19 protein-coding genes are annotated in these 23,700 nt (G+C 71.7%); 13 read left to right on the forward strand and 6 right to left on the reverse strand.

Features of this window, described 5'->3' with window-relative positions; all coding sequences use genetic code 11:
• From CCN35_RS00240 to fxsT, 3 genes are all read left to right on the forward strand, one after another.
• The coding region (locus CCN35_RS00240; protein WP_483883412.1) for a VMAP-C domain-containing protein at nucleotides 1-980 on the forward strand (980 nt) is incomplete at its 5' end.
• 6 nt (nucleotides 981-986) lie between these two features.
• The gene (locus CCN35_RS00245; protein WP_086791107.1) at nucleotides 987-2,246 is read left to right on the forward strand and encodes an AAA family ATPase; all 1,260 of its coding nucleotides are present in this window, start codon (nucleotides 987-989) and stop codon (nucleotides 2,244-2,246) included.
• 92 nt (nucleotides 2,247-2,338) lie between these two features.
• Nucleotides 2,339-7,129, forward strand: a complete 4,791-nt coding sequence (gene fxsT, locus CCN35_RS00250) for an FxSxx-COOH system tetratricopeptide repeat protein (RefSeq protein WP_086791112.1) — start codon at nucleotides 2,339-2,341, stop codon at nucleotides 7,127-7,129.
• Between the two features lie 7 nt (nucleotides 7,130-7,136).
• Here the strand turns inward: fxsT and CCN35_RS00255 are convergent, their stop codons facing one another.
• Complete coding sequence (locus tag CCN35_RS00255) at nucleotides 7,137-9,041, reverse strand: aKG-HExxH-type peptide beta-hydroxylase (RefSeq protein WP_158100363.1); 1,905 nt, start codon at nucleotides 9,039-9,041, stop codon at nucleotides 7,137-7,139.
• Nucleotides 9,038-9,250 carry a hypothetical protein gene (locus tag CCN35_RS00260; protein ID WP_067395185.1) on the reverse strand — a complete coding sequence of 71 codons (213 nt, stop codon included), beginning with the start codon at nucleotides 9,248-9,250 and terminating at the stop codon, nucleotides 9,038-9,040. The genes CCN35_RS00255 and CCN35_RS00260 overlap by 4 nt, the downstream gene beginning before the upstream one ends.
• A gap of 144 nt (nucleotides 9,251-9,394) precedes the next feature.
• On the opposite strand from CCN35_RS00260, the gene CCN35_RS00265 reads away from it, so the two are divergent.
• Together CCN35_RS00265 and CCN35_RS00270 are read left to right on the forward strand one after the other, a co-directional pair.
• Nucleotides 9,395-9,727, forward strand: a complete 333-nt coding sequence (locus CCN35_RS00265) for a CU044_2847 family protein (protein WP_067395182.1) — start codon at nucleotides 9,395-9,397, stop codon at nucleotides 9,725-9,727.
• A 77-nt stretch (nucleotides 9,728-9,804) separates the two neighbouring features.
• Entirely contained in the window at nucleotides 9,805-10,209 is a 405-nt protein-coding gene (locus tag CCN35_RS00270) for a hypothetical protein (protein WP_236560626.1), read from the forward strand.
• A gap of 31 nt (nucleotides 10,210-10,240) precedes the next feature.
• On the opposite strand, the gene CCN35_RS00275 is transcribed toward CCN35_RS00270, so the two are convergent.
• Together CCN35_RS00275 and CCN35_RS00280 are read right to left on the reverse strand one after the other, a co-directional pair.
• A complete protein-coding gene (locus tag CCN35_RS00275; protein WP_067395179.1) occupies nucleotides 10,241-10,897 on the reverse strand; it encodes an FMN reductase in 657 nt (218 codons plus the stop codon).
• 7 nt (nucleotides 10,898-10,904) lie between these two features.
• Nucleotides 10,905-12,068: an LLM class flavin-dependent oxidoreductase gene (locus tag CCN35_RS00280; protein ID WP_067395177.1), complete on the reverse strand. Its 1,164-nt coding sequence runs from the start codon at nucleotides 12,066-12,068 to the stop codon at nucleotides 10,905-10,907.
• A 169-nt stretch (nucleotides 12,069-12,237) separates the two neighbouring features.
• Between CCN35_RS00280 and CCN35_RS00285 the strand changes: the two genes are divergently transcribed.
• From CCN35_RS00285 to CCN35_RS28580, 3 genes are read left to right on the forward strand one after another with little or no spacing between them, the layout of a single operon-like run.
• Nucleotides 12,238-12,576 carry a YnfA family protein gene (locus CCN35_RS00285; RefSeq protein ID WP_067395174.1) on the forward strand — a complete coding sequence of 113 codons (339 nt, stop codon included), beginning with the start codon at nucleotides 12,238-12,240 and terminating at the stop codon, nucleotides 12,574-12,576.
• Nucleotides 12,577-12,633: 57 nt separating this feature from the next.
• The gene (locus CCN35_RS00290) at nucleotides 12,634-13,413 is read left to right on the forward strand and encodes an SDR family NAD(P)-dependent oxidoreductase (RefSeq protein WP_086791115.1); all 780 of its coding nucleotides are present in this window, start codon (nucleotides 12,634-12,636) and stop codon (nucleotides 13,411-13,413) included.
• Nucleotides 13,410-13,562, forward strand: coding sequence for a hypothetical protein (locus tag CCN35_RS28580; protein ID WP_169721320.1), 153 nt, complete (start codon nucleotides 13,410-13,412; stop codon nucleotides 13,560-13,562). The genes CCN35_RS00290 and CCN35_RS28580 overlap by 4 nt, the downstream gene beginning before the upstream one ends.
• A 136-nt stretch (nucleotides 13,563-13,698) precedes the next feature.
• Here CCN35_RS28580 and CCN35_RS00295 read toward each other — a convergent pair whose 3' ends face one another.
• Nucleotides 13,699-14,892: an RtcB family protein gene (locus tag CCN35_RS00295; protein WP_067395168.1), complete on the reverse strand. Its 1,194-nt coding sequence runs from the start codon at nucleotides 14,890-14,892 to the stop codon at nucleotides 13,699-13,701.
• 194 nt (nucleotides 14,893-15,086) lie between these two features.
• On the opposite strand from CCN35_RS00295, the gene CCN35_RS00300 reads away from it, so the two are divergent.
• The 3 genes from CCN35_RS00300 to CCN35_RS00315 all read left to right on the forward strand — a co-directional run bounded on the left by CCN35_RS00300 (nucleotide 15,087) and on the right by CCN35_RS00315 (nucleotide 18,646).
• A complete protein-coding gene (locus CCN35_RS00300) occupies nucleotides 15,087-15,866 on the forward strand; it encodes a hypothetical protein (RefSeq protein ID WP_067395165.1) in 780 nt (259 codons plus the stop codon).
• Nucleotides 15,867-15,984: 118 nt separating this feature from the next.
• Complete coding sequence (locus CCN35_RS00305) at nucleotides 15,985-16,908, forward strand: DUF3558 family protein (RefSeq protein WP_086791118.1); 924 nt, start codon at nucleotides 15,985-15,987, stop codon at nucleotides 16,906-16,908.
• 394 nt (nucleotides 16,909-17,302) lie between these two features.
• Entirely contained in the window at nucleotides 17,303-18,646 is a 1,344-nt protein-coding gene (locus tag CCN35_RS00315) for a DUF2637 domain-containing protein (protein WP_086791122.1), read from the forward strand.
• Nucleotides 18,647-18,830: 184 nt separating this feature from the next.
• On the opposite strand, the gene lysS is transcribed toward CCN35_RS00315, so the two are convergent.
• Complete coding sequence (gene lysS / locus CCN35_RS00320; RefSeq protein WP_086791124.1) at nucleotides 18,831-20,579, reverse strand: lysine--tRNA ligase; 1,749 nt, start codon at nucleotides 20,577-20,579, stop codon at nucleotides 18,831-18,833.
• 361 nt (nucleotides 20,580-20,940) lie between these two features.
• Here lysS and argS point away from each other — a divergent pair, with 361 nt between their 5' ends.
• Both argS and CCN35_RS00330 read left to right on the forward strand, forming a co-directional pair.
• The gene (gene argS / locus CCN35_RS00325; protein WP_086791126.1) at nucleotides 20,941-22,704 is read left to right on the forward strand and encodes an arginine--tRNA ligase; all 1,764 of its coding nucleotides are present in this window, start codon (nucleotides 20,941-20,943) and stop codon (nucleotides 22,702-22,704) included.
• A gap of 12 nt (nucleotides 22,705-22,716) precedes the next feature.
• The gene (locus CCN35_RS00330; protein WP_086791128.1) at nucleotides 22,717-23,592 is read left to right on the forward strand and encodes an SUKH-4 family immunity protein; all 876 of its coding nucleotides are present in this window, start codon (nucleotides 22,717-22,719) and stop codon (nucleotides 23,590-23,592) included.
• Nucleotides 23,593-23,700: the final 108 nt, after the last annotated feature.

The following is a 23,700-nucleotide window of genomic DNA, read 5'->3' on the forward strand; positions in this document are numbered from 1 at the left end:
CTCCCGCGACCGCCCGGGCGGCGGCCAGAATGCCGGCCGCCGCCGTGGCGAACGCCCCCGCGGCCACCCGCGCCGCCGGCCGTCCGGATCCCGCCGTCGCGACTGCTGCCGAATCCGCCGCGTGGCCGGACTCCGACGCGGCGGACGCCGTATGGACGCCCGGGGCCTGTCTGCTGATCCGGCTGCGCCCCCTGCCCGATCCCGACCACAGCGGCGAGCGGCTGCTGACGTACTGGTGGCAGCGGGAGGAGTCGGAGCCGTACCCGAGGCGCGGCGGGGACGTGCGCATCGACGTGGCCGAGCTGCCCGAGCACGTCAAGACCCTGGTGGAGGAAGCGGAGACGGGCTGGGCCTACTTCTGGAAGGAGGACCTCACCCTGGAGTTCCTGCTGCCCAGGGATCTGCTGGACCTCCCGGTCGAGAAATGGGCCAAGCGGGGCTTCCACGGTGCCGACGGAACGCTCGGCGAGGACCATCCGGTGGTGGTGCGCAGCCTCGAGAGGATGGAACGCACCGACACCCACGGACGCTGGGCCAAGCGCTGGGACGCCCTGGTGACCGCCTGCGAGGGGCCCGTCCACTGGTTTCCCGAGGACGGCCGCGCCCGACTGCTCACCGAACCGCAGCCGGTGATGGTCGTCCTCAGCGACCCGCCCGGCCGGGGCCCGGACGACAGCCCCGGGATCGACGAACTGGGCGAGTCCCTCCGAGCGGGTGTGCCGATCGTCGTCTGGGACCGGCGCGGGGGCGTCGATCCGGCCTTTCGCGACGAATTGCAGGAACTGACCTCTCGCAAAGGAATTCACCGGCTGCCCGAGGTGCTCAGGTCGTTGCGCATCGAGGCCGGGGGCGAGGATGCTGCTGGGGGTGGCTCCTCTACTACGCTCGGTCGCCACGCAGCTTTGCTCTGGGACGACCCGTACCGCCTACCGGGCGTGCGGTCAGACACAGCGGACTCATCCGCGCAGGGGGGAGGGTAGGACGAGATGCTTCCCGACGACGGCACTTCAGGGAGGGCACGTCCCAACAGCGACCCGGTGGGGGACGGCCCGGCATCGCAGCCGAGCGTGAACGGCGCCGGGAACCCGGCACCCGGGACGGCGGGCCGAGACACGGCCGACCGCCGGTGGTGGATCTACCGCGGCACGGGACAGCCCCTGTACGACACCAGCCTCGGCGAGCTCCTGCCGCCTCCGCCGCCCTGGCGCCGGTTCACCGGCGGTCCCGTGGTCGACCCTCCCCCGGACGACGACGAGGAGATCGAGCGCCGTCTCGGCCGGGTTCCCACGTCCTCCCCCGGCTCCGAGCAGCTCCGGCGCGAGGCCGACATGGTCAACGCGGCCCTGCTGCTGCGCCGGCCCCTGCTCGTCACCGGACGCCCGGGGACGGGGAAGTCCTCCCTCGCCTACCGCATCAGCAGGGAGCTCAGGCTGGGCCGGGTGCTGCGCTGGCACATCACCAGCCGCACCACGCTCCGCTCCGGGCTGTACGAGTACGACGCGATCGGCCGGGTCCAGGACTCGGCGGCGTTACGCACCCTGCACCGCTCGTACGGCACCGGCGGCACCCGTGACACCGACGGCACCGGCGCCGCGGAGGGCCGGGAGCCGGGCGAGGACGAGCTTCCCGGCATCGGCGACTACCTCCAGCTCGGGCCGCTGGGCACGGCGCTGCTGCCGCATGAGATTCCCCGGGTCCTCCTGATCGACGAGCTGGACAAGAGCGACCAGGACCTGGCCAACGACCTGCTCGGGGTGTTCGAGGAGGGCCGGTTCACCATCCCGGAGCTGGTCCGGGCCCGGCGCCGTCACCCCCGGGTGACCGTCATGACCGACGATCCCCACCGCACCGCGGAGATCGTCGACGGCGTCGTCACATGCCGCGCCTTCCCCATCGTGGTGATCACCTCCAACGGCGAGCGCGAGTTCCCGCCCGCCTTCCTCCGCCGCTGTCTGCGGCTGCACATGCCGGACCCGGACCGCGCGCAGCTGATCGACATGGTCACGGCCCATCTCGGCGAGGCGGCCCGGGAGCCGGCGGGCCCCTCGCGGGCGGACGAGCTGGTCGACCGGTTCCTGCGCAACAGCCGGGAACGGGGCGGTCTCGCCGTGGACCAGCTGCTCAACGCCGTGTTCCTGGCCACCTCGGGCCGTTTCCCCGGCGACGACGAGGAAGCGCTGGAGGACCTGGTGGACGCGCTGTGGCACCGGCTCGACGGAGCGGGGGCGGAATCGAGGACCGTATGACGGCAGCACCCCCCGGAGTCCCGTCCCCTTCCGGCCGTCCGGAGCCGGAGAGGGGACGCAGGGCTGTCCGGGAGCAGGAGCTGCCGACCTGGATGGAGCTCGCGGACGCGCTCTACCTGGCGGCGTGCCAGGACGCCGCCGTGCCGCTGTTCGACGTGCCCGGCCGTCAGGCCCGGGAGCGCGGTGCGCGTCCCCGCGGGGCGGGCCGTCCCGGCGGACGGACGACGCTCCCCGGGGAACGCCCCGACGTCCGCCCGCCGGACGGCCCCGGGCTCCCCGGCGACCGGGGCGAGGAGCAGGACACCGAACCTCCCGCGCCCTCCGCGCCCCGGGACGGCACCGGGCAGCGGGCCGACGCCCCGGCAAAACCCGACGCCCCCACGGAGCCCGACTCCTCCAAAGCACCCGATCGGCCTGACCGGCCCGAGGCGTCCGACGAGTCCCGCCCGTCCGGGGACGACCGGCCGGACCACGGCCCCGACGACGAGCTTCTGCTGCTGGAGGAGGACCTGGCCGCCCTCCCCGACACGCCCCACCCGCTCCTCGCCGACCTCCCGCCGGCGGGGTCGGCCCGGCCGCGGACGCGTCCCGCCCGGCGTTTCGGCCCCGGCCCCTCCGACCGGGCCGGCTGGCCCGTCTCCCCCCGGCTGGCCGACTCCCTGGCCCTCGCCAGGTCGCTGCGCCCGCTGCGGATGTTCCGCTCCTCGCCCCACGAGCTGGAGCTGGACGAGGAGGCGACCGCCGAACAGGCGGCGCTCACCGGGATGTGGACCCCGGTGTGCCGGCCGGTCCCCGAGCGCAGGCTGGACCTGCTGCTGCTGGTGGACGACAGCCCGTCGATGGCCCTGTGGTCGCACACGGTGCGGCAGATCGCCGAGTTGATGGAGCAGACGGCGGCCTTCCGCACCGTACGGACGGTGCGCTGGAACCTGGACGACGGCACGGCGGCGGGCCTCGCGGCGGCGGGGACCGGGGCGGGGGAGCGGCAGCTGACGCTGGCGGTCACCGACGGCGGTCACGGCGCCTGGCGCACGGGCCGGGCCGCCGCGCTGCTGCACCGGCTGGGCCGGCGCTCCCCCGTCGCCGTGCTGAGCCTGCTTCCGCAGCACTTGTGGGATCTGACGCTGCCCACGGTCGCCCGCACCCGACTGCGGGCGCCGGGCCCCGCGGTGCCCAACCGCGTGTACGACGCGGAGTGGAAGCCCCCGTACACGGACCTTCCGGGGGCCGGGCCCGAGTTCGCCCCCCATCCCGGGCCGGGGACCGCGATCCCGGTGCCCGTGGTCGAACTGCGGCCGGGGTCGTTGCGGCGCTGGGCCCGTCTGGTGGCCGCGACGGGCGGCGGCGAGTGGCACGGGCTGGCCGCCCTGTGGACCGCGCCGGACCGGGACCTGCGCTCGGCGTCGGCCGGCCCGGTCCCCGAGGACCTCGCCGACATCGTGGTCGGACCGCGGCACACGGAACCGGACCCCGCCGAGGCGGACGGCGCCGGATCGTCCGCGGTGCGGCGGGCCCGGTGGGCCGCCGCCGTGGTGCGCCGCTTCTGTGCCACCGCCTCCCCCGCCGCCTACGCCCTCGCCCAGCGTCTGGCCGCCGCGCCCCTGAACCTTCCCGTCATGCGGCTGCTCCAGCAGACCCTGCCCGGCGCCCAGTCCTGGAACCTGGCCGAGATCGTGCTGCTGGGCCTGGTGCGCCGCACCGACACCACGGCGGACGCCGAGGACGCCCACCGTGTCTCCTTCGACTTCCCGGAGGGTGTGCGGGAGGAGCTTCTCGCCCTCGGCAGCCGGGCCGAGACGATCCGGGCGCTGAGCGAGGTCCAGCGCCACCTCGGGCCGGTCCTCGAGGCCAGGTGGGGCGAGGGCGCGAGCGCGCTGGTGGCTCCGGAGGACCATCCGGCGGACCCGCCGCTGACCGAGCAGACCCGCCCCTTCGTGACCCATCTGTACACGGCGCTGTGCGCGGTGTCCGGCCCCTATCTCCGGCGCGCCAACCACCTGGGGCGGCTGTTGCAGCGTACGGCCGTCCCCCGTGCGGCGACGAAGAGCCCGGGGACGAAGAGCCCGGCGCAGAAGGCCGGCGCCGGGACACCTGTGTCGGAGCACAAGCGTCCATCAGGGTACAGATCTTCAGAAATGCGGTCAAAGTTGAACAGTACGCCTGACGGCGCGCTAGATTACGGGCCGCGAACGCCTCGAGCCCCGCAAGCGGCGAAAGCCCCGCGCCCAGCGGGGAATTCACCCACGGCGCCGCCGTCCGTCGCTGTTTCGCCCGCTCAGCCCGCCCGCACTCCCGCGCCCGCACCCGCGCCCGCGCGTCCACGACAAGGAGGCATCGCCGTGACTGCCGGTCTGCCCGTTGCAACGGGCCCGCGAGGCCCGCACACCCCGCCCCGCATCTGGGGGAACGTACCGCAGCGGAACCGGAACTTCACGGGACGTGAGGCGCTGCTCCAGCTGCTGCAGGAGCGGCTGCACAGCCAGGAGCGGTCGAGCGGCGGTGTCACCGCGGTCCTGCCGGAGGCCCTGCACGGCATGGGCGGTGTGGGCAAGTCGCAGATCGCCATCGAGTACGTGTACCGGCACAGCCGTGACTACCGGCTCGTCTGGTGGATCCCGTCCGAGCAGGAGAACCAGATCGTCCAGTCGCTGATCGAACTGGGCGAGCAGATGGGCCTGCAGGTGGGTGCCGAGATGAGCGCGGTGCCCGCGGTCATCGACGCGCTGCGCCGGGGCGAGCCCTACAGCGACTGGCTGCTGGTGTTCGACAACGCGGAGAACCCGCGGCAGGTCCGCAAGTACTTCCCCACCGACGGGCCGGGGCACATCATCGTGACCTCCCGCAACTTCCAGTGGTCCACCCACGCCAGCTCGCTGGAGGTCGACGTGTTCGCCCGCGAGGAGAGCATCGCCCTGCTCCGCCGGCGCAGCCCCCAGCTTCCCGACGACGCCGTGAACCACCTCGCCGCCGCCCTCGGCGACCTGCCGCTCGCGGTGGAGCAGGCCGCGGTGTGGCTGGCGGAGACCGGAATGCCGGTGCAGCAGTACCTCGAGGTCTACGAGCGCAACTTCACCGAGCTGATGCAGTCGGAGCCGCCCGGCGACTACCCGCTGTCGGTGGCGGCCGCCTGGAACGTGTCGCTGGGCCGTCTGCGCGAGTCCCGCCCCGACGCCCTGCAGCTCCTTCAGGTCTGTGCCTTCTTCGCTCCCGAGCCCATCGAATGGGACCTGTTCTCCGCGGTGCGCGGCGTCTCCGTGCCGCAGGAGCTGCAGTCCGCCCTGGACGACCCGGTCAAACTGGGGCGCGCGGTCCGCGAGATCGGACGGTACGCGCTCGCGCGGATCGACCACCGGCAGAACACCGTCCAGATGCACCGCCTGGTGCAGCGCGTCCTGATCGAGCAGATGAACGCGCAGGAACAGGCGACCATGCGGCACGCCGCCCACCAGCTGCTCGCCCACGCCGACCCGAGGACCCCGGAGCGCGTCACCTCCTGGCCGCGCTACTCCAGCCTCCTCACCCATGTCCAGGCCTCCAACGCGGTGGAGTGCGACGACCCCTGGACCCGCCGCCTGGTGCTGAACGAGGTCTGGTTTCTGCGCGCCCGTGGCGACCACGCGGCGGCCCTGGCCCTGGGGGAGCGTGCCGCGGAGGTCTGGCGCGAGCGTCTGGGCAAGGACCATGAAGAGGTACTCGCCGTCGACCAGCAGATCGCCCGGGCCTTGCTCGAACAGGGCGACGACCGCGAACGCTCGTACACCATGCAGGTCGAGCTGGTGGAGCGCTACCGCAGGGTGCTGGGCGAGGCCCACGAGGACACCCTGCAGGCGCAGAGCTTCCTGGCCATCCACCACCGCAACCGCGGGAACTTCAACCAGGCGCGGGAGATGGACCAGCGGGTCTACGAGACCAGCCTGCGGGAGTTCGGCGCGGACGACCCGGCGACCCTGCTCGCCGCCCACAACTACGCGGTGAGTCTGCGTCTGGCCGGTGACGCGGTGAAGGCACGTGAGCTGGACCACGACACCTGGCAGCGCAGGATCGAGACCCTGGGCGAGGACCACATCCTCACGCTGTCCACCCGGAACTCCTTTCTGCTCGACCTCCAGGAGACCGGGAAGTACGAGCAGGCGCTCGAGGGATACGAGCAGCTGGCCGAGGAGGTCCGGGAACAACTGGGCGAGAAGCACCCGCTCACCGCGCAGGTCAGCCGGAACCTGTGCGTGACGCGCCGCAAGAAGGGCGACCACAAGGGTGCCCACGCGCTGTCGTCCCAGCTCGTCTCACTGGCCGCCGAGCTCTTCGGCGAGAGCAGCAGACAGTACCTGCTGGCGGCGGTGAGCCACGCGAACGACCTGCGGCAGGTCGGCAAGCTCCAGGAGTCGCTCGCCCTGAACCAGAAGGTGCTGGACCAGCACCGCGACAGCTACGGCCGGGAGCACCCGCACAGCTACGCGGTCGCCATGAACCTCGCGGTGGTCCTCAGGCTGCTCGGGCAGCCCGAGGCGGCGCTGAGGCTGGACGAGGAAGCGGTGGAGGGCCTGAGCCGCTCGCTCGGACAGGGGCACCCTCGCACGCTGCTCGCCCGGATGAACCTGGCCAGTGACTACTTCGCGCTCGGCCGTCCCGAGGACGCGTACACCATCGACGCGGCCGTGGCCGAGGAGTCGGCGCAGCTGCGCGAGGACCACCCCGCGAACCTGGCCGTCCAGCTCAACCTGAGCTATGACCTGAAGGCGCTGGGCCGGACGGAGGAGAGCGACGCGAAGTACGCGGAGGCGCTCAAGCGTTACCGGAGTGTCCTCGGTTCTTCCCACCCGGCCACGCTGGACGCCGAGAAGCACCTGCGGGCCAACGCCGACATCGACCTGATCTCCCTGTAGGGAGCGCTCAGACGCCGCTCGACGTGGTGCGGGCGGAGCGGACGCCGGCCGTGTCCGCTCCGCCGAGCCACGCGGCCAGGAGGAAGGGGTCGGGGGCCTCGCCCCGGGCCGAGGCGACGGCCCGGCAGACCCCGGCCACCACGTCCGGCCGGTCCAGCAGCAGGCTCGCACCGGCGCGCGAGTCGTGCTCCTGCCAGGCCAGCGCGGCACCGACCCATGCCTCGGCGTTCTGCGGCTCCCGCCGGATCCACTCGCCGTAGTGCCGCACGGCCTGCGCGGTGTCCCCCGCGATGACGGCGTACTCGGCGCGGCGTGCCGGGTCCCCGCCGCGCTCCGCCTGCCGTCGTCCGCGCTCGAACAGATGCGGTGCGGACAGGCGGTACCGGGCCAGCGGCCCGAACGTGTCGAGGCGGATCCGGTCCGGACGCGGGCGCAGGACCGGGTCCGGGAGGGAGTCCGGAGCCGGTTCCCCGGCCGCCCATGCCTCGGCGAGCCGCTCCGCCGCCGCCTCGTCGATCGTCAGGTGCCGCGCCCGCCACACGGCACGCCGCAGAAGGCAGTAGTGACGGCCCAGGCGAGCCGGAAGGGCCGGCACCTCCTCCCCCTGCCAGTCCCGGATCTGCGCCGCGAGCTCGTCGACGAACAGCCGGCCGGCCTCGGTCAGGTCGTCCTCGGCCGCCAGGGACGCCACGGCCTCCCGCAGCTGCTCCCTGAGCACGGCGAACTCGAAGTCGGCGCGCTGCGCCTCGGTCCCCGTCACATGACGCCGGTGCGTCCGCCAGAACCGCGCGACGCCCGAGAAGGCGAACGTGCCGTGGAGCAGCCCGAGCACCGGCCGGGGGTCGCTGCGCCACGGCGCGTAGTGGAGCCGCGGCCGTGTCCCGTCGGTCCGGTCGTCCGCCGCCCGGATCAGCCGCACCAGGCTGAGCAGCGCGTTCAACTGCTGGTGCCGGGCCTCGTGGACGAGGACCGCGGCCGTCTGCGTGGCGTCGTACGGCAGGGACATCGTGATCGCGCCGAAGGCGTCGACCGAGGACGCGCTCGCCACGAGACCGCCCCTGGCCGACTGGAACGGGCGCGGCACCAGCACCCGCACCATCGTCCTCACCAGGGCGGCGTCCACGGCGGACTCCCGCTCCAGCAGCGCATGGGCCTCGGCCAGGCGGTCCTCCCACGCCCGCAACCGGCGTTCACCCAGGGCGCCGGGGGACTTCGGGTACTGCGTGAAGTCCCGGTAGGGCGTCACCGTGTCCAGCCACGGCCCCGATCCGCTCCCGCGGGACGCGGCCCCGCGCACCGGCCGCAGCGGCCGCCACCCCGGTGCCGGCACCGGCGCGGGCCAGGGCAGCCGTACCTCCGCGTGCTCCCCCCGTACGACGAAGCCGCCCCGTTCCACCCGGAACTCCGCCAGACTCCATCGCCGCCGCGCCACCGGGCCCGCCACTCCCAGGCTGGGGACCCAGACCGTGCCGCGGTAGGCGGGCACGCGCAGTTCGGCGGGGATCCGGGCGCGCAGTGCCGCTGCCGCGGCCAGTGTCTGGAACTGGCCGAGGTCCGCCCACAGCGGCAGCGAGGGCGCCGCGTCGGCCGTTCCCCCCAGGCGTCTGAGCAGACGCAGGGCCCACGCCATGACGGTGGGATCGGCAAGCACCGCCTCGACCGCCTCGGGGGCCTCCTGCTCGGCGGCGCACAGCAGTTGCCAGGCCGCCTCGGCCGCCGCCGCGCCACCGGGGCACCGGGCGGACAGAGCCGCCTCGTTCATGTGGCCCAGCAGCGCGCGCAGCACCAGCAGAAGCTGGCTGCGCTGAGCGGAACACAGCAGGTGCAGTTCGGTTTCGGTCGCGTTGCCCGCCGCAATGGTCCTGAGCGACGTCAGGGACACCCGGTGGACGTCCAACGGCGGTGCGCTCACGGCCGCCGCCGCCACGGCCGGCGACCGCGCAGGAAATTCATCTCCTCGCTGTTGGACTCGTCGAGCGTTCCGAAAGCCAGGCTCGCCCTGAGCTCCGCCCGGCTCAGCGCCCGGCGTAACGCAGGATCGTTACTGCTGCGCAGCTCCGTCAGAGAGATTCCGGACAGATCGACGAGGTCGGAACAGAAGTCCTTCACAGACTCCGCCATACCGTGGTTCCCCCTGACGTGGTGGTCTGGCGACTCGGGGTGCGCTTCCATGGTGGCTGCAACGGCTCGCGAGTGGAAGACGGCCGCAGGTCATCCGGCGGGCGGCCGGCGCGGGATGTGACAGACCGTCAGAAGGGGGCGGACATGACCCGGTTGCTGCGTTTCCCGTCGCAGGACGGCGACGGCGGTGTGGTCGTGGAGGTGGCGGAGGACGAGCCGGGTGTGGTGGAGGTCTCCCGGCTGGGCGACGCCGTGGCGGACGCCACCGCGTCGTTCGAGGAGGGGGTGGACCGCATCCGGAACGCGGCCGCGTCCGCACTGGAACGGCTGCGGGACATGCCCAGCCGGCCCAGTGAGGTCAGCCTGGAGTTCGGTGTGCGGTTCAACGCCGAACTCGGGGCGGTCGTCGCCAAGTCGCAGGCCGAGGCGCATCTGACGGTCACGATGACCTGGCGGGCGGACACGCCCGGTACCTGACGTCTGCTTCGCTTCCGGGGGCGGCTCTCCGTACCGTGGGGGTCCGGCTCGCCATCCGACCGTCCACGGGGAACCCCATGCAGGAAGCACACCGTCCGCAGTCCGGTGCCTCGTCCGGCGAGAACAGCCGGAACGACGAGAGCGACAGGAGCAGCGAGAACAACGGGAACAGCGGCATCGGCGGGAGCGGCGCGAGCGGTGCGGAGACCGGGGGCGGCCTCGGGCCGACCGTCGCGCTGCTCGTCGTCAGCCTCGTGGCCGCCGCCGTCGGCGTCTATCTGCTGAGCGGTTTCGGCCTGCACAGCCTCGACCCGCGGCCGCGTCTGTTCCGGGCCGGCCTCACCACGGCGGGGGTGATCGTCGCCACCGTGGTGGCCGGGGCGGCGGCCGGGAACCTGATCTGGCTGCTGACGGTGTCCCGCAGACGCACGGGCACGGGCGGAACGCCCTCCGTCCAGGAGCGCGCCTCCACCGACGGATGAGTCCCCGGCGCACACGGGCGCCGGCCTCCTGTCACCTGTGCGGCGCGGCCAGTTGCTCCTCGAACGGCACCACCGTGAAGCCGCCGTTCCTCCCGGGCTTCCCGGCCCCTTCGGGCTCCCCGGGCCTTCCGGGCTCGGCCCGCGGCGCCTCGCGCCCCGCGGCCGTCCCCGTCATCAGCACCACCAGCTCCCCCGCCGCCCGCTCGATCCGCTCGGGCAGCCCCTCGGCGCCCCAGTCCTCCGAGGCGGCGTAGACACCGGTCGGCACGACCACGGCCCTCAGATGGGCGAAGAGCGGACGCAGGGCGTGGTCGAGGACCAGGGAGTGCCGGGCGGTGCCGCCGGTCGCGGCGATCAGCACCGGTGTGCCGGTCAGGGCCTCCTGGTCCCGGGCGCCGAGGACGTCGAAGAAGGACTTGAACAGCCCGCTGTACGACGCCGAGAACACCGGGGTGACGACGATCAGCCCGTCCGCCTCCGTCACCGCGTCCAGCGCGGACTCCAGGGCCGGACCGGGAAAGCCGCTCGTGAGACCGTGCGCGATCTCGACGGCGAGCTCGCGCAGCTCGATCACCCGTGTGTCCACCTCCGCCGGGGCGCGACCGGCGGTCGCGGCCGCCAGCCGGTCGGCCAGCAGCCGGGTGGAGGACGGGACGCTCAGTCCCGCCGAGACGACGACGAGTCGCATCCCTCGCTCACTCCTTCCTTCCGGCCGTTTCCCCGGCCCTCTCCCCGGTCTTCTCCCCGGCCTTCCTCTCGGCCTCTCCTCCTGCCTTTTCCTCGGCGTTCGCCCCGGCGGCGCGCAGGGACGCATGGGTCGGCGCGTCGGGCACCCCGGCCGGACGCCTCCTGGCGAACTCCTCGCGCAGCACCGGCACGACCTCCTCACCGAGCATGTCGATCTGTTCGAGGACGGTCTTCAGCGGCAGCCCCGCGTGGTCGATCAGAAACAGCTGGCGCTGGTAGTCGCCCGCGTAGTCGCGGAAGGTCAGCGTCTTCTCGATGACCTGCTGCGGGGAGCCGACGGTCAGCGGCGTCCGAGCGGTGAACTCCTCCAGGGAGGGCCCGTGTCCGTACACCGGCGCGACATCGAAGTACGGCCGGAACTCGCGCACCGCGTCCTGCGAGTTCTTCCGCATGAACACATGGCCGCCGAGGCCGACGATCGCCTGCTCGGGCGTGCCGTGCCCGTAGTGGGCGTACCGGGTCCGGTACAGCTCGACCATCCGCCGGGTGTGGTCGGGGGGCCAGAAGATGTTGTTGTGGAAGAACCCGTCGCCGTAGTACGCGGCCTGCTCGGCGATCTCCGGGGAGCGGATGGAGCCGTGCCAGACGAACGGCGGGACGCCGTCCAGCGGGCGGGGCGTGGAGGTGAAGCCCCGCAACGGCGTGCGGAACCTTCCCTCCCAGTCCACGACGTCCTCGCGCCACAGCCGGTGCAGCAGGGCGTAGTTCTCGATGGCGAGGTTGATGCCCTGCCGGATGTCCTTCCCGAACCAGGGGTAGACGGGTGCGGTGTTCCCCCTCCCCAGCATCAGGTCCACCCGCCCGTCGGCCAGATGCTGGAGCATCGCGTAGTCCTCGGCGATCTTCACCGGGTCGTTGGTGGTGATGAGGGTGGTGGCGGTGGACAGGATCAGCCGCTCGGTCCGGGCGGCTATGTAGCCGAGCATGGTGGTCGGCGACGACGGCACGAACGGCGGGTTGTGGTGCTCGCCGGTCGCGAAGACGTCCAGCCCGACCTCCTCGGCCTTCAGGGCGATGGCGACCATGGCCTTGATCCGCTCACGCTCGGTCGGCGTACGGCCCGTGGTGGGGTCCGGTGTGACATCGCCGACGCTGAAGATCCCGAATTGCATGGTCGCTCACCCTCCAGATTGTTGAGTATTCAACTATAGCCGGGGAACAGACCGCCTCCCGGGGCTATTCCGTCCTTCCCCGCCCCCGTCCCCGCGCGGCGGCCCACGCCCCGGCGGCCTCCGGCCCCTCCTGGCGAAAGCGCCGAAGGCTCCGTGCGAGGCTGCTCGTATGACGATCCTCCGTTCCGCCGCCCTCTTCGTCCTCGCCGCGCTCTTCGAGATCGGCGGTGCCTGGCTGGTCTGGCAGGGCGTGCGCGAGCAGCGCGGCTGGCTGTGGGCCCTCGGCGGCGTTCTCGCGCTCGGGGCGTACGGCTTTGTCGCCACCTTCCAGCCCGACGCCCATTTCGGCCGTGTTCTCGCCGCATACGGCGGAATCTTCGTCGCCGGCTCGATCCTGTGGGGCATGGTCGCCGACGGCTACCGTCCCGACCGCTGGGACGTGACCGGCGCGCTGATCTGCCTGGCCGGAATGGCCGTGATCATGTGGGCGCCGAGGAACGGCGGCTGAGGGTCCCCTACGCTGGGCACAGCCAACCGCACCGACCGTCGTCCCGAGGACCAGCCCATGGCCACCGCCGCACCGCCCTCCGCCTCCCGCATCGCCGTCGTGACCGGTGCGAGCAGCGGCATCGGCGCCGCCACGGCCCGCCGGCTCGCCGCCGCCGGTTACCGTGTCGTCCTGACCGCCCGCCGCAAGGACCGCATCGAGGCGATCGCCGAGGAGATCAACGCGGCCGGCCACTCCGCCATCGCCTACCGGCTGGACGTCACCGACCGCGCGGCCGTGGACGAGTTCGCCACGGCCTTCCCCGCCATCGGCGTCCTGGTCAACAACGCGGGCGGTGCGCTGGGCGCCGACCCGGTCGCCACCGGCAACCCGGACGACTGGCGCGCGATGTACGAGACGAACGTCCTCGGCACCCTCCACCTCACCCAGGCCCTGCTGCCCAAGCTGGAGGCGAGCGGCGACGGCACGGTGGTGATCGTGTCCTCCACGGCCGGTCTCGCCACCTACGAGGGCGGCGCCGGGTATGTCGCCGCCAAGCACGGCGTCCACGTCCTCGCCGAGACCCTCCGCCTGGAGATCGTCGGCAAGCCGGTCCGTGTCGTCGAGGTCGCCCCCGGCATGGTCAAGACGGAGGAGTTCGCCCTCAACCGCTTCGGCGGCGACCGGGAGAAGGCCGCCAAGGTCTACGAGGGCGTGCCCGACCCCCTGACGGCCGACGACGTGGCCGACGCCATCACCTGGGCGGTCACCCGCCCCAGCCATGTCAATGTCGACCTTCTCGTCGTCCGCCCCCGCGCCCAGGCGTCCAACACCAAGGTCCACCGGGAGCAGCGATGACGCCCCGTCCCGAGCACCAGGCGGAGCAGGCACGCCTGGCCCTGGAGAAGAAGCGCGAACGGTACGTCTGGTACTACCTCGGCTACTTCCTCTTCGGCATCCACATCGTGGCGTTCGTGATGATCTACGCGGTGCGCAACGCCAAGTGACCCGCACGGCCGGGCGAACGGGCCGGGCGGGCCGGGCGGAAAGCAGCCGGCCGGCCAGGAGACGGCCCGCCGGACAGGGAACAGCCGCCACCGGGGCCTGCGGCGACGGTGGCGGCCAAAGGTGCCGGGGGATGCGTCAGCCCTTCACACAGACGACCTGCTTGAGCTTGGCCACGACCTCGACGAGGTCCCGCTGCTGCTCGATGACCTGCTCGATCGGCTTGTAGGCGCCCGGGATCTCGTCCACGACCCCGGCGTCCTTGCGGCACTCCACTCCCCGCGTCTGCTCCTCCAGGTCCTTGGTGGAGAAGCGGCGCTTGGCGGCGTTGCGGCTCATCCGCCGGCCCGCGCCGTGCGAGGCGGAGTTGAAGGACTTCTCGTTGCCCAGGCCCCTCACGATGTACGAGCCCGTGCCCATCGAACCGGGGATGATCCCGTACTCGCCGGCTCCCGCGCGGATCGCGCCCTTGCGGGTCACGAGCAGGTCCATGCCCTCGTAGCGCTCCTCCGCCACGTAGTTGTGGTGGCAGGAGATCTCCGGCTCGAAGACCGGCTTCGCCTTCTTGAACTCCTTGCGGATCACGTCCTTCAGGAGCGCCATCATGATCGTGCGGTTGTACCTGGCGTACTCCTGGGCCCAGAACAGGTCGTTGCGGTACGCCGCCATCTGCGGGGTGTCCGCCACGAAGACGGCGAGGTCGCGGTCGACCAGGCCCTGGTTGTGGGGGAGCTTCTGGGCGACGCCGATGTGGTGCTCGGCGAGTTCCTTGCCGATGTTGCGGGAGCCGGAGTGCAGCATGAGCCACACCGCGCCGGAGGTGTCCACGCAGACCTCCACGAAGTGGTTGCCGCTGCCGAGCGTGCCCATCTGCTTCGCGGCCCGTTCCTCGCGGAACCTCACCGCCTCGGCCACCCCGGAGAACCGCCGCCAGAGGTCGTCCCACCCGGCCGTCGCCAGCCCGTGGAGCCGGCTGGGGTCGACGGGCTCCTCGTGCATCGCCCGGCCCACCGGGATCGCCTGCTCGATCCTCGAGCGGAGGCGGGACAGGTCACCGGGGAGGTCGTTGGCCGTCAGGGAGGTCTTCACCGCCGACATCCCGCAGCCGATGTCCACGCCCACCGCCGCCGGGCACACCGCGCCCTGCATGGCGATGACGGAGCCGACCGTCGCGCCCTTGCCGTAGTGGACGTCCGGCATGACGGCGAGCCCCTTGATCCAGGGGAGGGTCGCGACGTTCCGGAGCTGCTGCATCGCGGCGCCCTCGACCGTCGCGGGGTCGGTCCACATACGGATCGGGACCTTCTCTCCCGGCACCTCTACGTACGACATATCAATCAGATTCCCCCGAAAAGAAATTAAAACGATGAAAACGAAATACCAGCGCCAAGCCCGGTGAAACAGGACAACGAACCGGCGCTTTCGGCAGCACGTGCGATAGACATTGTGTTCCTGACGCGTCTCCGCCCGGCAAGCGAATAACCGGCGGGGCCCCCACCACCGACATCCGCGAGAGGAGCCCGACCGTGCTGCGGAAGGCGTATGTACTCGGCACCGCCGCGCTTGTCGCAGCGCTGCTGACCGGCTGCACCAGCGGCTCGTCGGGCGACCGGACGGACCACGCCAACCCCGCCGGTGCCGACACGACGGCCCCGGCGGCCCAGCCGGGCAAGTACCGCACGCTCCCCGAGGCCTGCGGCGCGGTCCCCCGCGGGACCCTGGAGGCGCTGCTGCCCGGTCTTGCGCAGATCACGGACCCGAACCAGCGGGAGAGGGCCTACGCGGGCCGGGCCACGCTCACCTATGACACCGACCGCAGGACCGGCTGCCGCTGGAAGGTGGAGTCCGCACACGCCACCGACCATCTCCACGTCGACTTCGAACGGGTCGTCTCCTACGACAACACCGTCAGCGACGACAGCCAGGCGGAGTCCGTCTTCGCCGCCAAGCAGGCGGCCGCGAATCTGCCCGAGCCGACCTCGATCCAGAGCTCCGGCGCCAACTCCGGCTCCAGCAGCTCCCCTTCGTCCTCGGCCTCGGTCCCCACCGATGTCGCGACGGCCGATCTCCGGCCCCGCGCCCTGAGCGATCTGGGCGACGAGGCCTTCCTCGACGACTCGCTCACCACCTCCGGCTCGACGTCCCAGCAGCGCACGGTGACTGTGGCGTTCCGCACGTCCAACGTCATTGTGACCATCGAGTACACGGAGCAGCCGACGCGTGTCGGCGTGGTTCCGGACAGCGAGGAAATGCAGGACAGAGCAAGGAAACTGGCGGATCAGCTGGCCGATTCGCTGAGCGACTGACCCAGTCTGCCCGGCGCCCGGCGCCGGGGTGCAAAGCGCGGGAAGGAAGACCGCGCATCTGTCGCACCGCGTACCGTGGCCCCTCGGACCCGATCCGACCGCAGGAACCACGAGCGTCATGAGTGAAGGAACCATGCAGCGAGCAGCCCAGCGAGAAGAGCGTGCCCCGGGGATACCTTCCGCGCCGTTCAGGCCGCGGGGAGGCCACCCGCGAGCGAGGCGTCTGAACCGCTTCCTCGTCTGCGCGGCCGCCGTGCCCATGATGTTCCTGACCGCCTGCTCCTCCTCCGACTCCGGCTCCGCCGAGAGCGACGGCGCGCGGAAGACCGCGGCCGGCAAGGCGTCGGACTCCCCGAGCACGAGCGCCTCGCCGACGGTGCCCGAGGCCGCGTACGCCAAGCTGCCGGAGGCGTGCAAGGTCCTGTCGGACAAGACACTGCGCGAACTGGTGCCCAAGGGCGTGAAGTCGGCCAAGGAGCTCTCCTCCAGCGACGTCTCCAAGCGCGCCGGCTGCTCCTGGAACAGCCTGGACAACAACGGTGTGAAGGGCTCTCAGTTCCGCTGGCTCACCGTCTCCCTGCTGCGCTTCGAGTCCGATGTCGTGCGCGGCACCGGTGAGAAGCAGGCGCAGGAGTACTACCAGAAGCAGGTGCGGGACGCGCAGTCCGTGCCGAACGCGAAGAACACGAAGACGGAACCGGTGGCCGGGACGGGCAACGAGGCCACGGTGGTGCGCTACGACCTGAAGAAGAAGGAAGGCGCCTTCAAGCAGCAGACGGTCGTGGCCCGGGTGGAGAACGTGGTCGTCACCCTCGACTACAACGGCGCCGGCCTGGCCGGTGACGAGACCCCGGACGCCGACGACCTGACCAAGTCCGCCGAGAAGGCCGCCAAGGAGGCGGTGGCCGCGGTGACGAAGGCCAACGGGGAGACGGCGCCGGATGCCTCCCCGTCCCCCTCGGCCTCCGAGTCCGCCGAAAAGCCGGCGTCTCCGTCCGCCAAGGACTCGGCCTCGGCGTCGGAGTCCGCCGCGAGGGACTGAACCCGCGAGGAACTGAACCCGCGAGGGACCGAACCGCGGACGGGGACGCGGACCGAGACCACGGCCGAAGCCGCGGACAAGCCCGCGGGCGAACCACGGACCAGGACAGTGGACGCACCGTGGACGGCGCCACGGACGACGCCGTGCGCGCCGGCACGGACGCCCCCGTGAACGGCGCCGCGGACAGAACCACGGACAGAGCCGCGGACGACCGCACGGACGGCGCCGTGGACGGCACCACGGACGGCGCCGTGGACGAACACAAGGACAGGAAAGGGACAGAAGCAGAGCAACTGGACCGGCCCTCCGTCCTTCGTACGGATGTGCCACCCTGTTGCGCGCAACATCACGCAGTGGGAGGGGAGTACGGGTGGCCGCGCCACAGCTGACTCGGATGCACCGCGTTCTCATCGGCGTGGTCGTGACAGGTGCCGTGATCATCGCGGGAATCGGCTTCGCCGGTTCGTACACGGCCGTCCGCGAGCTCGCCGTGAAGAAGGGCTTCGGGGACTTCAGCTATGTCTTCCCGATCGGCATCGACGCGGGCATCTGCGTGCTGCTCGCCCTGGACCTGCTCCTGACCTGGATCCGCATCCCCTTCCCGATGCTGCGGCAGACGGCGTGGCTGCTGACGGCGGCGACGATCGCGTTCAACGGCGCCGCCGCCTGGCCGGACCCCCTGGGCGTGGGCATGCACGCGGTGATCCCAGTGCTCTTCGTGGTCTCCGTCGAGGCGGCCCGGCACGCGATCGGCCGGATCGCCGACATCACGGCCGACAAGCACATGGAGGGCGTCCGGCTCACCCGCTGGCTGCTCTCCCCGGTGCCCACCTTCCTCCTGTGGCGCCGGATGAAGCTGTGGGAGCTGCGCTCCTACGACCAGGTGATCAAGCTGGAGCAGGAACGTTTGGTCTACCAGGCCCGCCTGCGTTCCCGCTTCGGCCGCGCCTGGCGCCGCAAGGCCCCGGTGGAGGCCCTGATGCCGCTGCGCCTGGCCAAGTACGGCGTCCCCCTGTCGGAGACGGCCCCGGCGGGCCTGGCGGCGGCGGGCATCGAGCCGACCCTGCTCCCGTCGGCCCCGCAGACGGAGGTCGAGCGCATCGACACGGCCGCGGGCGGCCCCGCCGGCGGCCCCTCCCAGCCCGCCCAGGTACCTCCCGCCGAGCAGCGCCCGGAACTCGTCGGCAACCGGCGGCACGAGGAACCGGTGCCGTACGAGGAGCCCGACCCGGACTACAACCCCTGGCTGCACGCCCGCGACCCCCGTTCCGTCGAGTACCACGGGGACTACGACCCCACGTACGACCCGGACGCCGCGTACGCCCAGTGGTACGAGGAGCAGAAGCAGGCCGAGCAGTACCAGGACCAGTACCTGGAGGAGCCGCCGCTCGAGGAGCCCGCTCCGGAGGAGACCGGCAGCTTCCCGATCCCGGTGGGTCCCGGCGGCCGCACCCGCGAGCTGGGCGAGGGCGGCGCCGCGTCGAAGCAGGGCGGCGGCGCTCCGGCCGGCCAGCCGGCTGAGAACCAGGCCGACCAGCCGAGCGAGGAGCCGGACGAGGAGGCGTACTACCAGGTGTTCCGCCAGTCGATCGACGGCAGCTACCCCACGCCCCGCGTTCTCGGCGACAACATCCAGGCGACCTACGGCACGACCCTGAGCCCGAGCGCCCTTAAGGCCCTCGTGGAACGCTTCCAGAAGCGCCACCTGGCGGAACTGGAAGAGGACCACATCGCCTAGACATCGCCCGGAACCGCACCGCCCGGAACGCACCCGGAACACGCGGGACCCATCCCGCCGGGCCGGCCGGCCGAACGACGACGGCCCGGACCACGACTGCGACGGCGAGGGGCCGTCCGGTGAACACCACCGGACGGCCCCTCGCCGTCGCTTGCGTCGATTGCCCTCGAACCGGACGCGGCCCCTACTCCCCGAGCAGGGTCCGCACCCGCTCCTGTCCCACCGCCAGCAGCAGCGTGGGCAGGCGCGGGCCGGTGTCACGGCCCACCAGCAGCCGGTACAGCAGCGCGAAGAACTCCCGCTGGGCGGTCTTGATCTCCGGCGGCAGCTCCTTGGGCGTGGCGTCGGCGGAGAACCCGGCCTGGATCTTGGGCACGCCGTAGACCAGGTGGGTGAGCCCGTCGAGCGACCAGTGCTCGGCCAGCCCGTCGAGCAGCAGCCGGATCGACTCCCGGGCGTGCTCGTCGAGGGACTTCAGCAGCTCGGTGTCGGGCTCCTCGCGAACGATGGTGCGCTGGTCGGCGGGGACGTGGGTGTTGATCCACGCCTCGGCCTTGTCGTACCGCGGGCGGACCTCGTCGAGCGAGGTGAGCGGGTTGGCCGGGTCGAGCTCGCTGAGGATGCGCAGCGCCTGGTCCTGGTGACCGGCGGTGATGTCGGCGACGGACGCGAGCGTGCGGTACGGCAGCGGGCGCGGCGTCTTCGGCAGCTCACCGGCGGCGGTGCCGATCGCACGGGTGTACGCGGCGATGTCACCGGGCAGCGCGGAGCCACCGGCGACCTTGGCGGTGAGCCTGTCCCACTCGTCGTACAGCCGCTGGATCTCCTGGTCGAAGGCGATCTTGAAGGACTGGTTGGGCTTGCGCCGGGCGTACAGCCACCGCAGGATCTGCGGCTCCATGATCTTCAGCGCGTCGGCCGGGGTGGGGACCCCGCCCCGGGAGGACGACATCTTCGCCATCCCGGTGATGCCGACGAAGGCGTACATCGGCCCGATCGGCTGCTTGCCGCCGAAGAGTCCGACGATCTCCCCGCCGACCTGGTACGACGACCCCGGCGAGGAGTGGTCGACACCACTGGGCTCGAAGATCACGCCCTCGTACGCCCACCGCATCGGCCAGTCGACCTTCCAGACCAGCTTGCCGCGGTTGAACTCGCTGAGCCGGACGGTCTCCGAGAAGCCGCACGCGCTGCAGGCGTAGGTCATCTCGGTGGAGTCGTCGTCGTAGGCCGTGATGGTGGTGAAGTCCTTCTCGCAGTTGCCGCAGTACGGCTTGTACGGGAAGTACCCGGCGGAGCCGGAGCTGCCGTCGTCCTCGGTGGCGGCGCCCGAGCCCTCGGCGGCCGCCAGCTCGGCCTCGTCGACGGGCTTCTGCTGCTGCTTCCTGACGTCGGCCGGCTTGGGCTTGGTCCGGTACTGGGCGAGGATCGCGTCGATCTTCTCGCGGTGCCTCATCGCGTGCAGGATCTGGTCGCGGTAGGCGCCGGAGGTGTACTTCTCGGTCTGGCTGATGCCGTCGAACTCCACGCCCAGCTCGGCGAGCGAGTCGATCATGGCCGCCTTGAAGTGCTCCGCCCAGTTGGGGTGCGGCGAGCCCTTGGGGGCCGGGACGGAGGTCAGCGGCTTGCCGATGTGCTCGGCCCAGGACTCGTCGATGCCGGCGACACCGGCCGGGACCTTGCGGTAGCGGTCGTAGTCGTCCCAGGAGATCAGGTGCCGTACCTCGTACCCCCGGCGGCGGATCTCGTCGGCGACGAGGTGCGGAGTCATGACCTCGCGCAGGTTGCCCAGGTGGATGGGGCCGGACGGCGACAGGCCGGACGCGACGACGACCGGTTTGCCCGGGGCCCGACGCTCCGACTCCTCGATGACGTCGTCCGCGAAACGGGAGACCCAGTCGGCGGTCTCGGTGCTCTGAGCCACGATCGGCACGTCCTCTTTCTGATTTCCTGATGTTTCTCCATGGACGGCCGGTGTCGTCGCACGGCCGGCCTCGTCCATTGTCCCAGGCGGGTCGGCTTCCGCGAAAACACCTTTTCATCACGGGGGCGTCTCACGGAGACGGACCCGACGCCCCGGCGTTTGCCCGCGGAAGGACCTGTTTCGCCCGCGAAACGCCGGCGAACCGCTCCCGGAGCATCCGCCAACCGCCCGCGGAACCTCCCCGGACCGCTCCCGAAGCGCTCTCGGACCGCTCTCGGACCGCGCCCTCGGACCGGAAAATTCGCTTTGCCCCGCGTGGGATACTGGCTGTGTCCGCATCCGTCCCACGAGGAGAACGGCACCCACTTCCATGACCTCGGTCACGTCCCTCACGTCAGCCGTCCACCAGCGCCTCGCGTCCGCCCTCTCGGCTGCCCTGCCGGAGAACGCCGACGCGGACCCGCTGCTGCGACGCAGCGACCGGGCGGACTTCCAGGCCAACGGGATCCTGGCGCTGGCGAAGAAGGCCAAGGCCAACCCGCGGGAACTGGCGACGCAGGTCGTCGAGCACGTGGTCACCGGTGACGTGATCAGAAGCGTCGAGGTCTCCGGCCCCGGCTTCCTCAACATCATGGTCACCGACCGGGCGATCATGGAGAACCTGGCCGCACGGGCGGCCGACCCCGAGGGCCGGCTGGGCGTGCCGTACGCGGAGCGCCCCGGCACGACGGTGGTCGACTACGCCCAGCCGAACGTGGCCAAGGAGATGCACGTCGGCCATCTGCGGTCCGCGGTGATCGGCGACTCCGTGGTCAAGCTCCTGGAGTTCACCGGCGAGAACGTGATCCGCCGGCACCACATCGGCGACTGGGGCACCCAGTTCGGCATGCTCATCCAGTACCTGGACGAGCACCCGCACGAGCTGGACCACCAGTCCGCCGAGGTGACCGGCGAGGAGGCGATGTCGAACCTCGGCCGCCTCTACAAGGCCGCGCGGAAGCTGTTCGACTCCGACGAGGAGTTCAAGACCCGGGCACGGCGCCGGGTGGTGGACCTCCAGGCCGGGGATCCGCACACGATGGCCCTGTGGCAGAAGTTCGTGGACGAGTCGAAGATCTACTTCTACTCCGTCTTCGACAAGCTGGACATGGAGATCCGGGACGAGGACATCGTCGGCGAGTCCGGCTACAACGACATGCTGGCCGAGACCTGCCGCCTGCTGGAGGAGTCGGGCGTCGCGGTCCGCTCCGAGGGTGCCCTGTGCGTCTTCTTCGACGACGTCAAGGGCCCGGACGGCAAGCCGGTCCCGCTGATCGTCCAGAAGTCCGACGGCGGCTACGGCTACGCGGCGACCGATCTGTCGGCGATCCGCGACCGCGTCTTCAACCTCAAGGCGGACACCCTGCTGTACGTGGTGGACGCCCGCCAGTCCCTGCACTTCAAGATGGTCTTCGAGACCGCGCGGCGGGCCGGCTGGCTGAACGACGACGTCACGGCGTACCAGCTGGCCTTCGGCACGGTGCTCGGTGAGGACGGCAAGCCGTTCAAGACCCGGGAGGGCGAGACCGTCCGCCTGGTGGACCTCCTCGACGAGGCGATCGAGCGTGCCTCGGCGGTCGTCCGGGAGAAGGCGCAGGACCTCTCCGAGGAGGAGATCGCCGAGCGGGGCGCCCAGGTGGGCATCGGCGCGGTGAAGTACGCGGACCTGTCGACGTCGGCGAACCGGGACTACAAGTTCGACCTGGACCAGATGGTCTCGCTGAACGGCGACACCAGCGTGTACCTCCAGTACGCCTACGCCCGGATCCAGTCCATCCTCCGCAAGGCCGGCGAGGCCCGCCCGGCCGCCCGCCCGGACCTGGACCTGACGGAGGCGGAGCGGGCGCTCGGCCTGCACGTGGACGCCTTCGCGGAGACGGTGCGGGAGGCGGCGGCGGAGTACGCCCCGCACAAGCTGGCGGGCTACCTGTACCAGCTGGCCACCCTCTACACGTCCTTCTACGACAAGTGCCCGGTGCTGAAGGCCGAGACCCCCGAGCAGGTCGAGAACCGCCTGTTCCTCTGCGACATCACGGCCCGCACCCTGCACCAGGGCATGGCCCTGCTGGGCATCAGGACGCCCGAGCGGCTCTGACCGCGTGATCGTGTGACCGAGCACGTCCCCGACCCGTCGGCCGCTCACTTCGGCCCGGACGGCATGCGCCGGTTCACCCCGGCCGGCGCGGAGGGGGTACGGCTGCCCGACGCGGCCCGCACGGCCCTGGCGGAAACCGGCGTACCGCTGCATGTGACGCCGTACTTCACGGCTGCGGGCGACACCGACGCCCTGCCCCTGGGCGTCTTCGCCGGACATCGCGGACGGCGCCCGCCGGCCGGCACGGAGGACTGGCTGCGGATCGGCACCGACCGGCTGGCACATCTGTGCGTACGGCCGGACGGTGCGGTGCAGGCGGTGTTCCTGGAGCAGGAGGCGGACGACATGTTCGTCAGCTCCGACGTACCCGCGTTCAACGCGTCGCTGGCGGCGCTGGACCGGCGGATGCCGGTGATCGCCGCCTCGACGAGCCTCGCGGTGGCCGCCGCCGCGTTCCGTGAGCTGAACGCCGAGCTGCGGCGGATCGACGCCGCCGCCTTCGCGGAGCGGGAGAGCTGGTGGCCCCGTGTGCTCGACGATGTGCGGCACACCTTCAACTTCCCGTTCTCGTCGGCGTTCGAGTACGTCGACGACACGGGCGCCAAGCAGGTCGTCACCGACGCGACGGGACCGGGACGCGCACACCCCGAGGAACTCCTCTGGCAGCGCCTGCGCGCCCGGGGCGTCGCGCCCGAGCAGGTGCGGCGCGTCCACTGCGAACTCGAGCCGTGCATGATGCCGGGCCACTACTGCGCCGTGTGGCTCCAGGCGACCTTCCCCCACGCGGAGTTCACCCACAGCTTCGACTACGGCACCACGGCCGGCTCCCGGGAGGAGGGCTTCAAGCAACTGCTCACCCACGCCGCACGCCAGGCGGGCCGCCTGTGACCGAACCGAGGGGAACCAGCCGCATCGCAGCCATCGTTCACGCCACCCTCGTCCTCGGCGGCCCCTGGGGCCAAAGGCACTGGGAAAACCTCGGCGACCGACGAAGAA

This window comes from Streptomyces thermovulgaris (assembly GCF_002155915.1).
GTDB classification, from domain to species: domain Bacteria; phylum Actinomycetota; class Actinomycetes; order Streptomycetales; family Streptomycetaceae; genus Streptomyces; species Streptomyces thermovulgaris.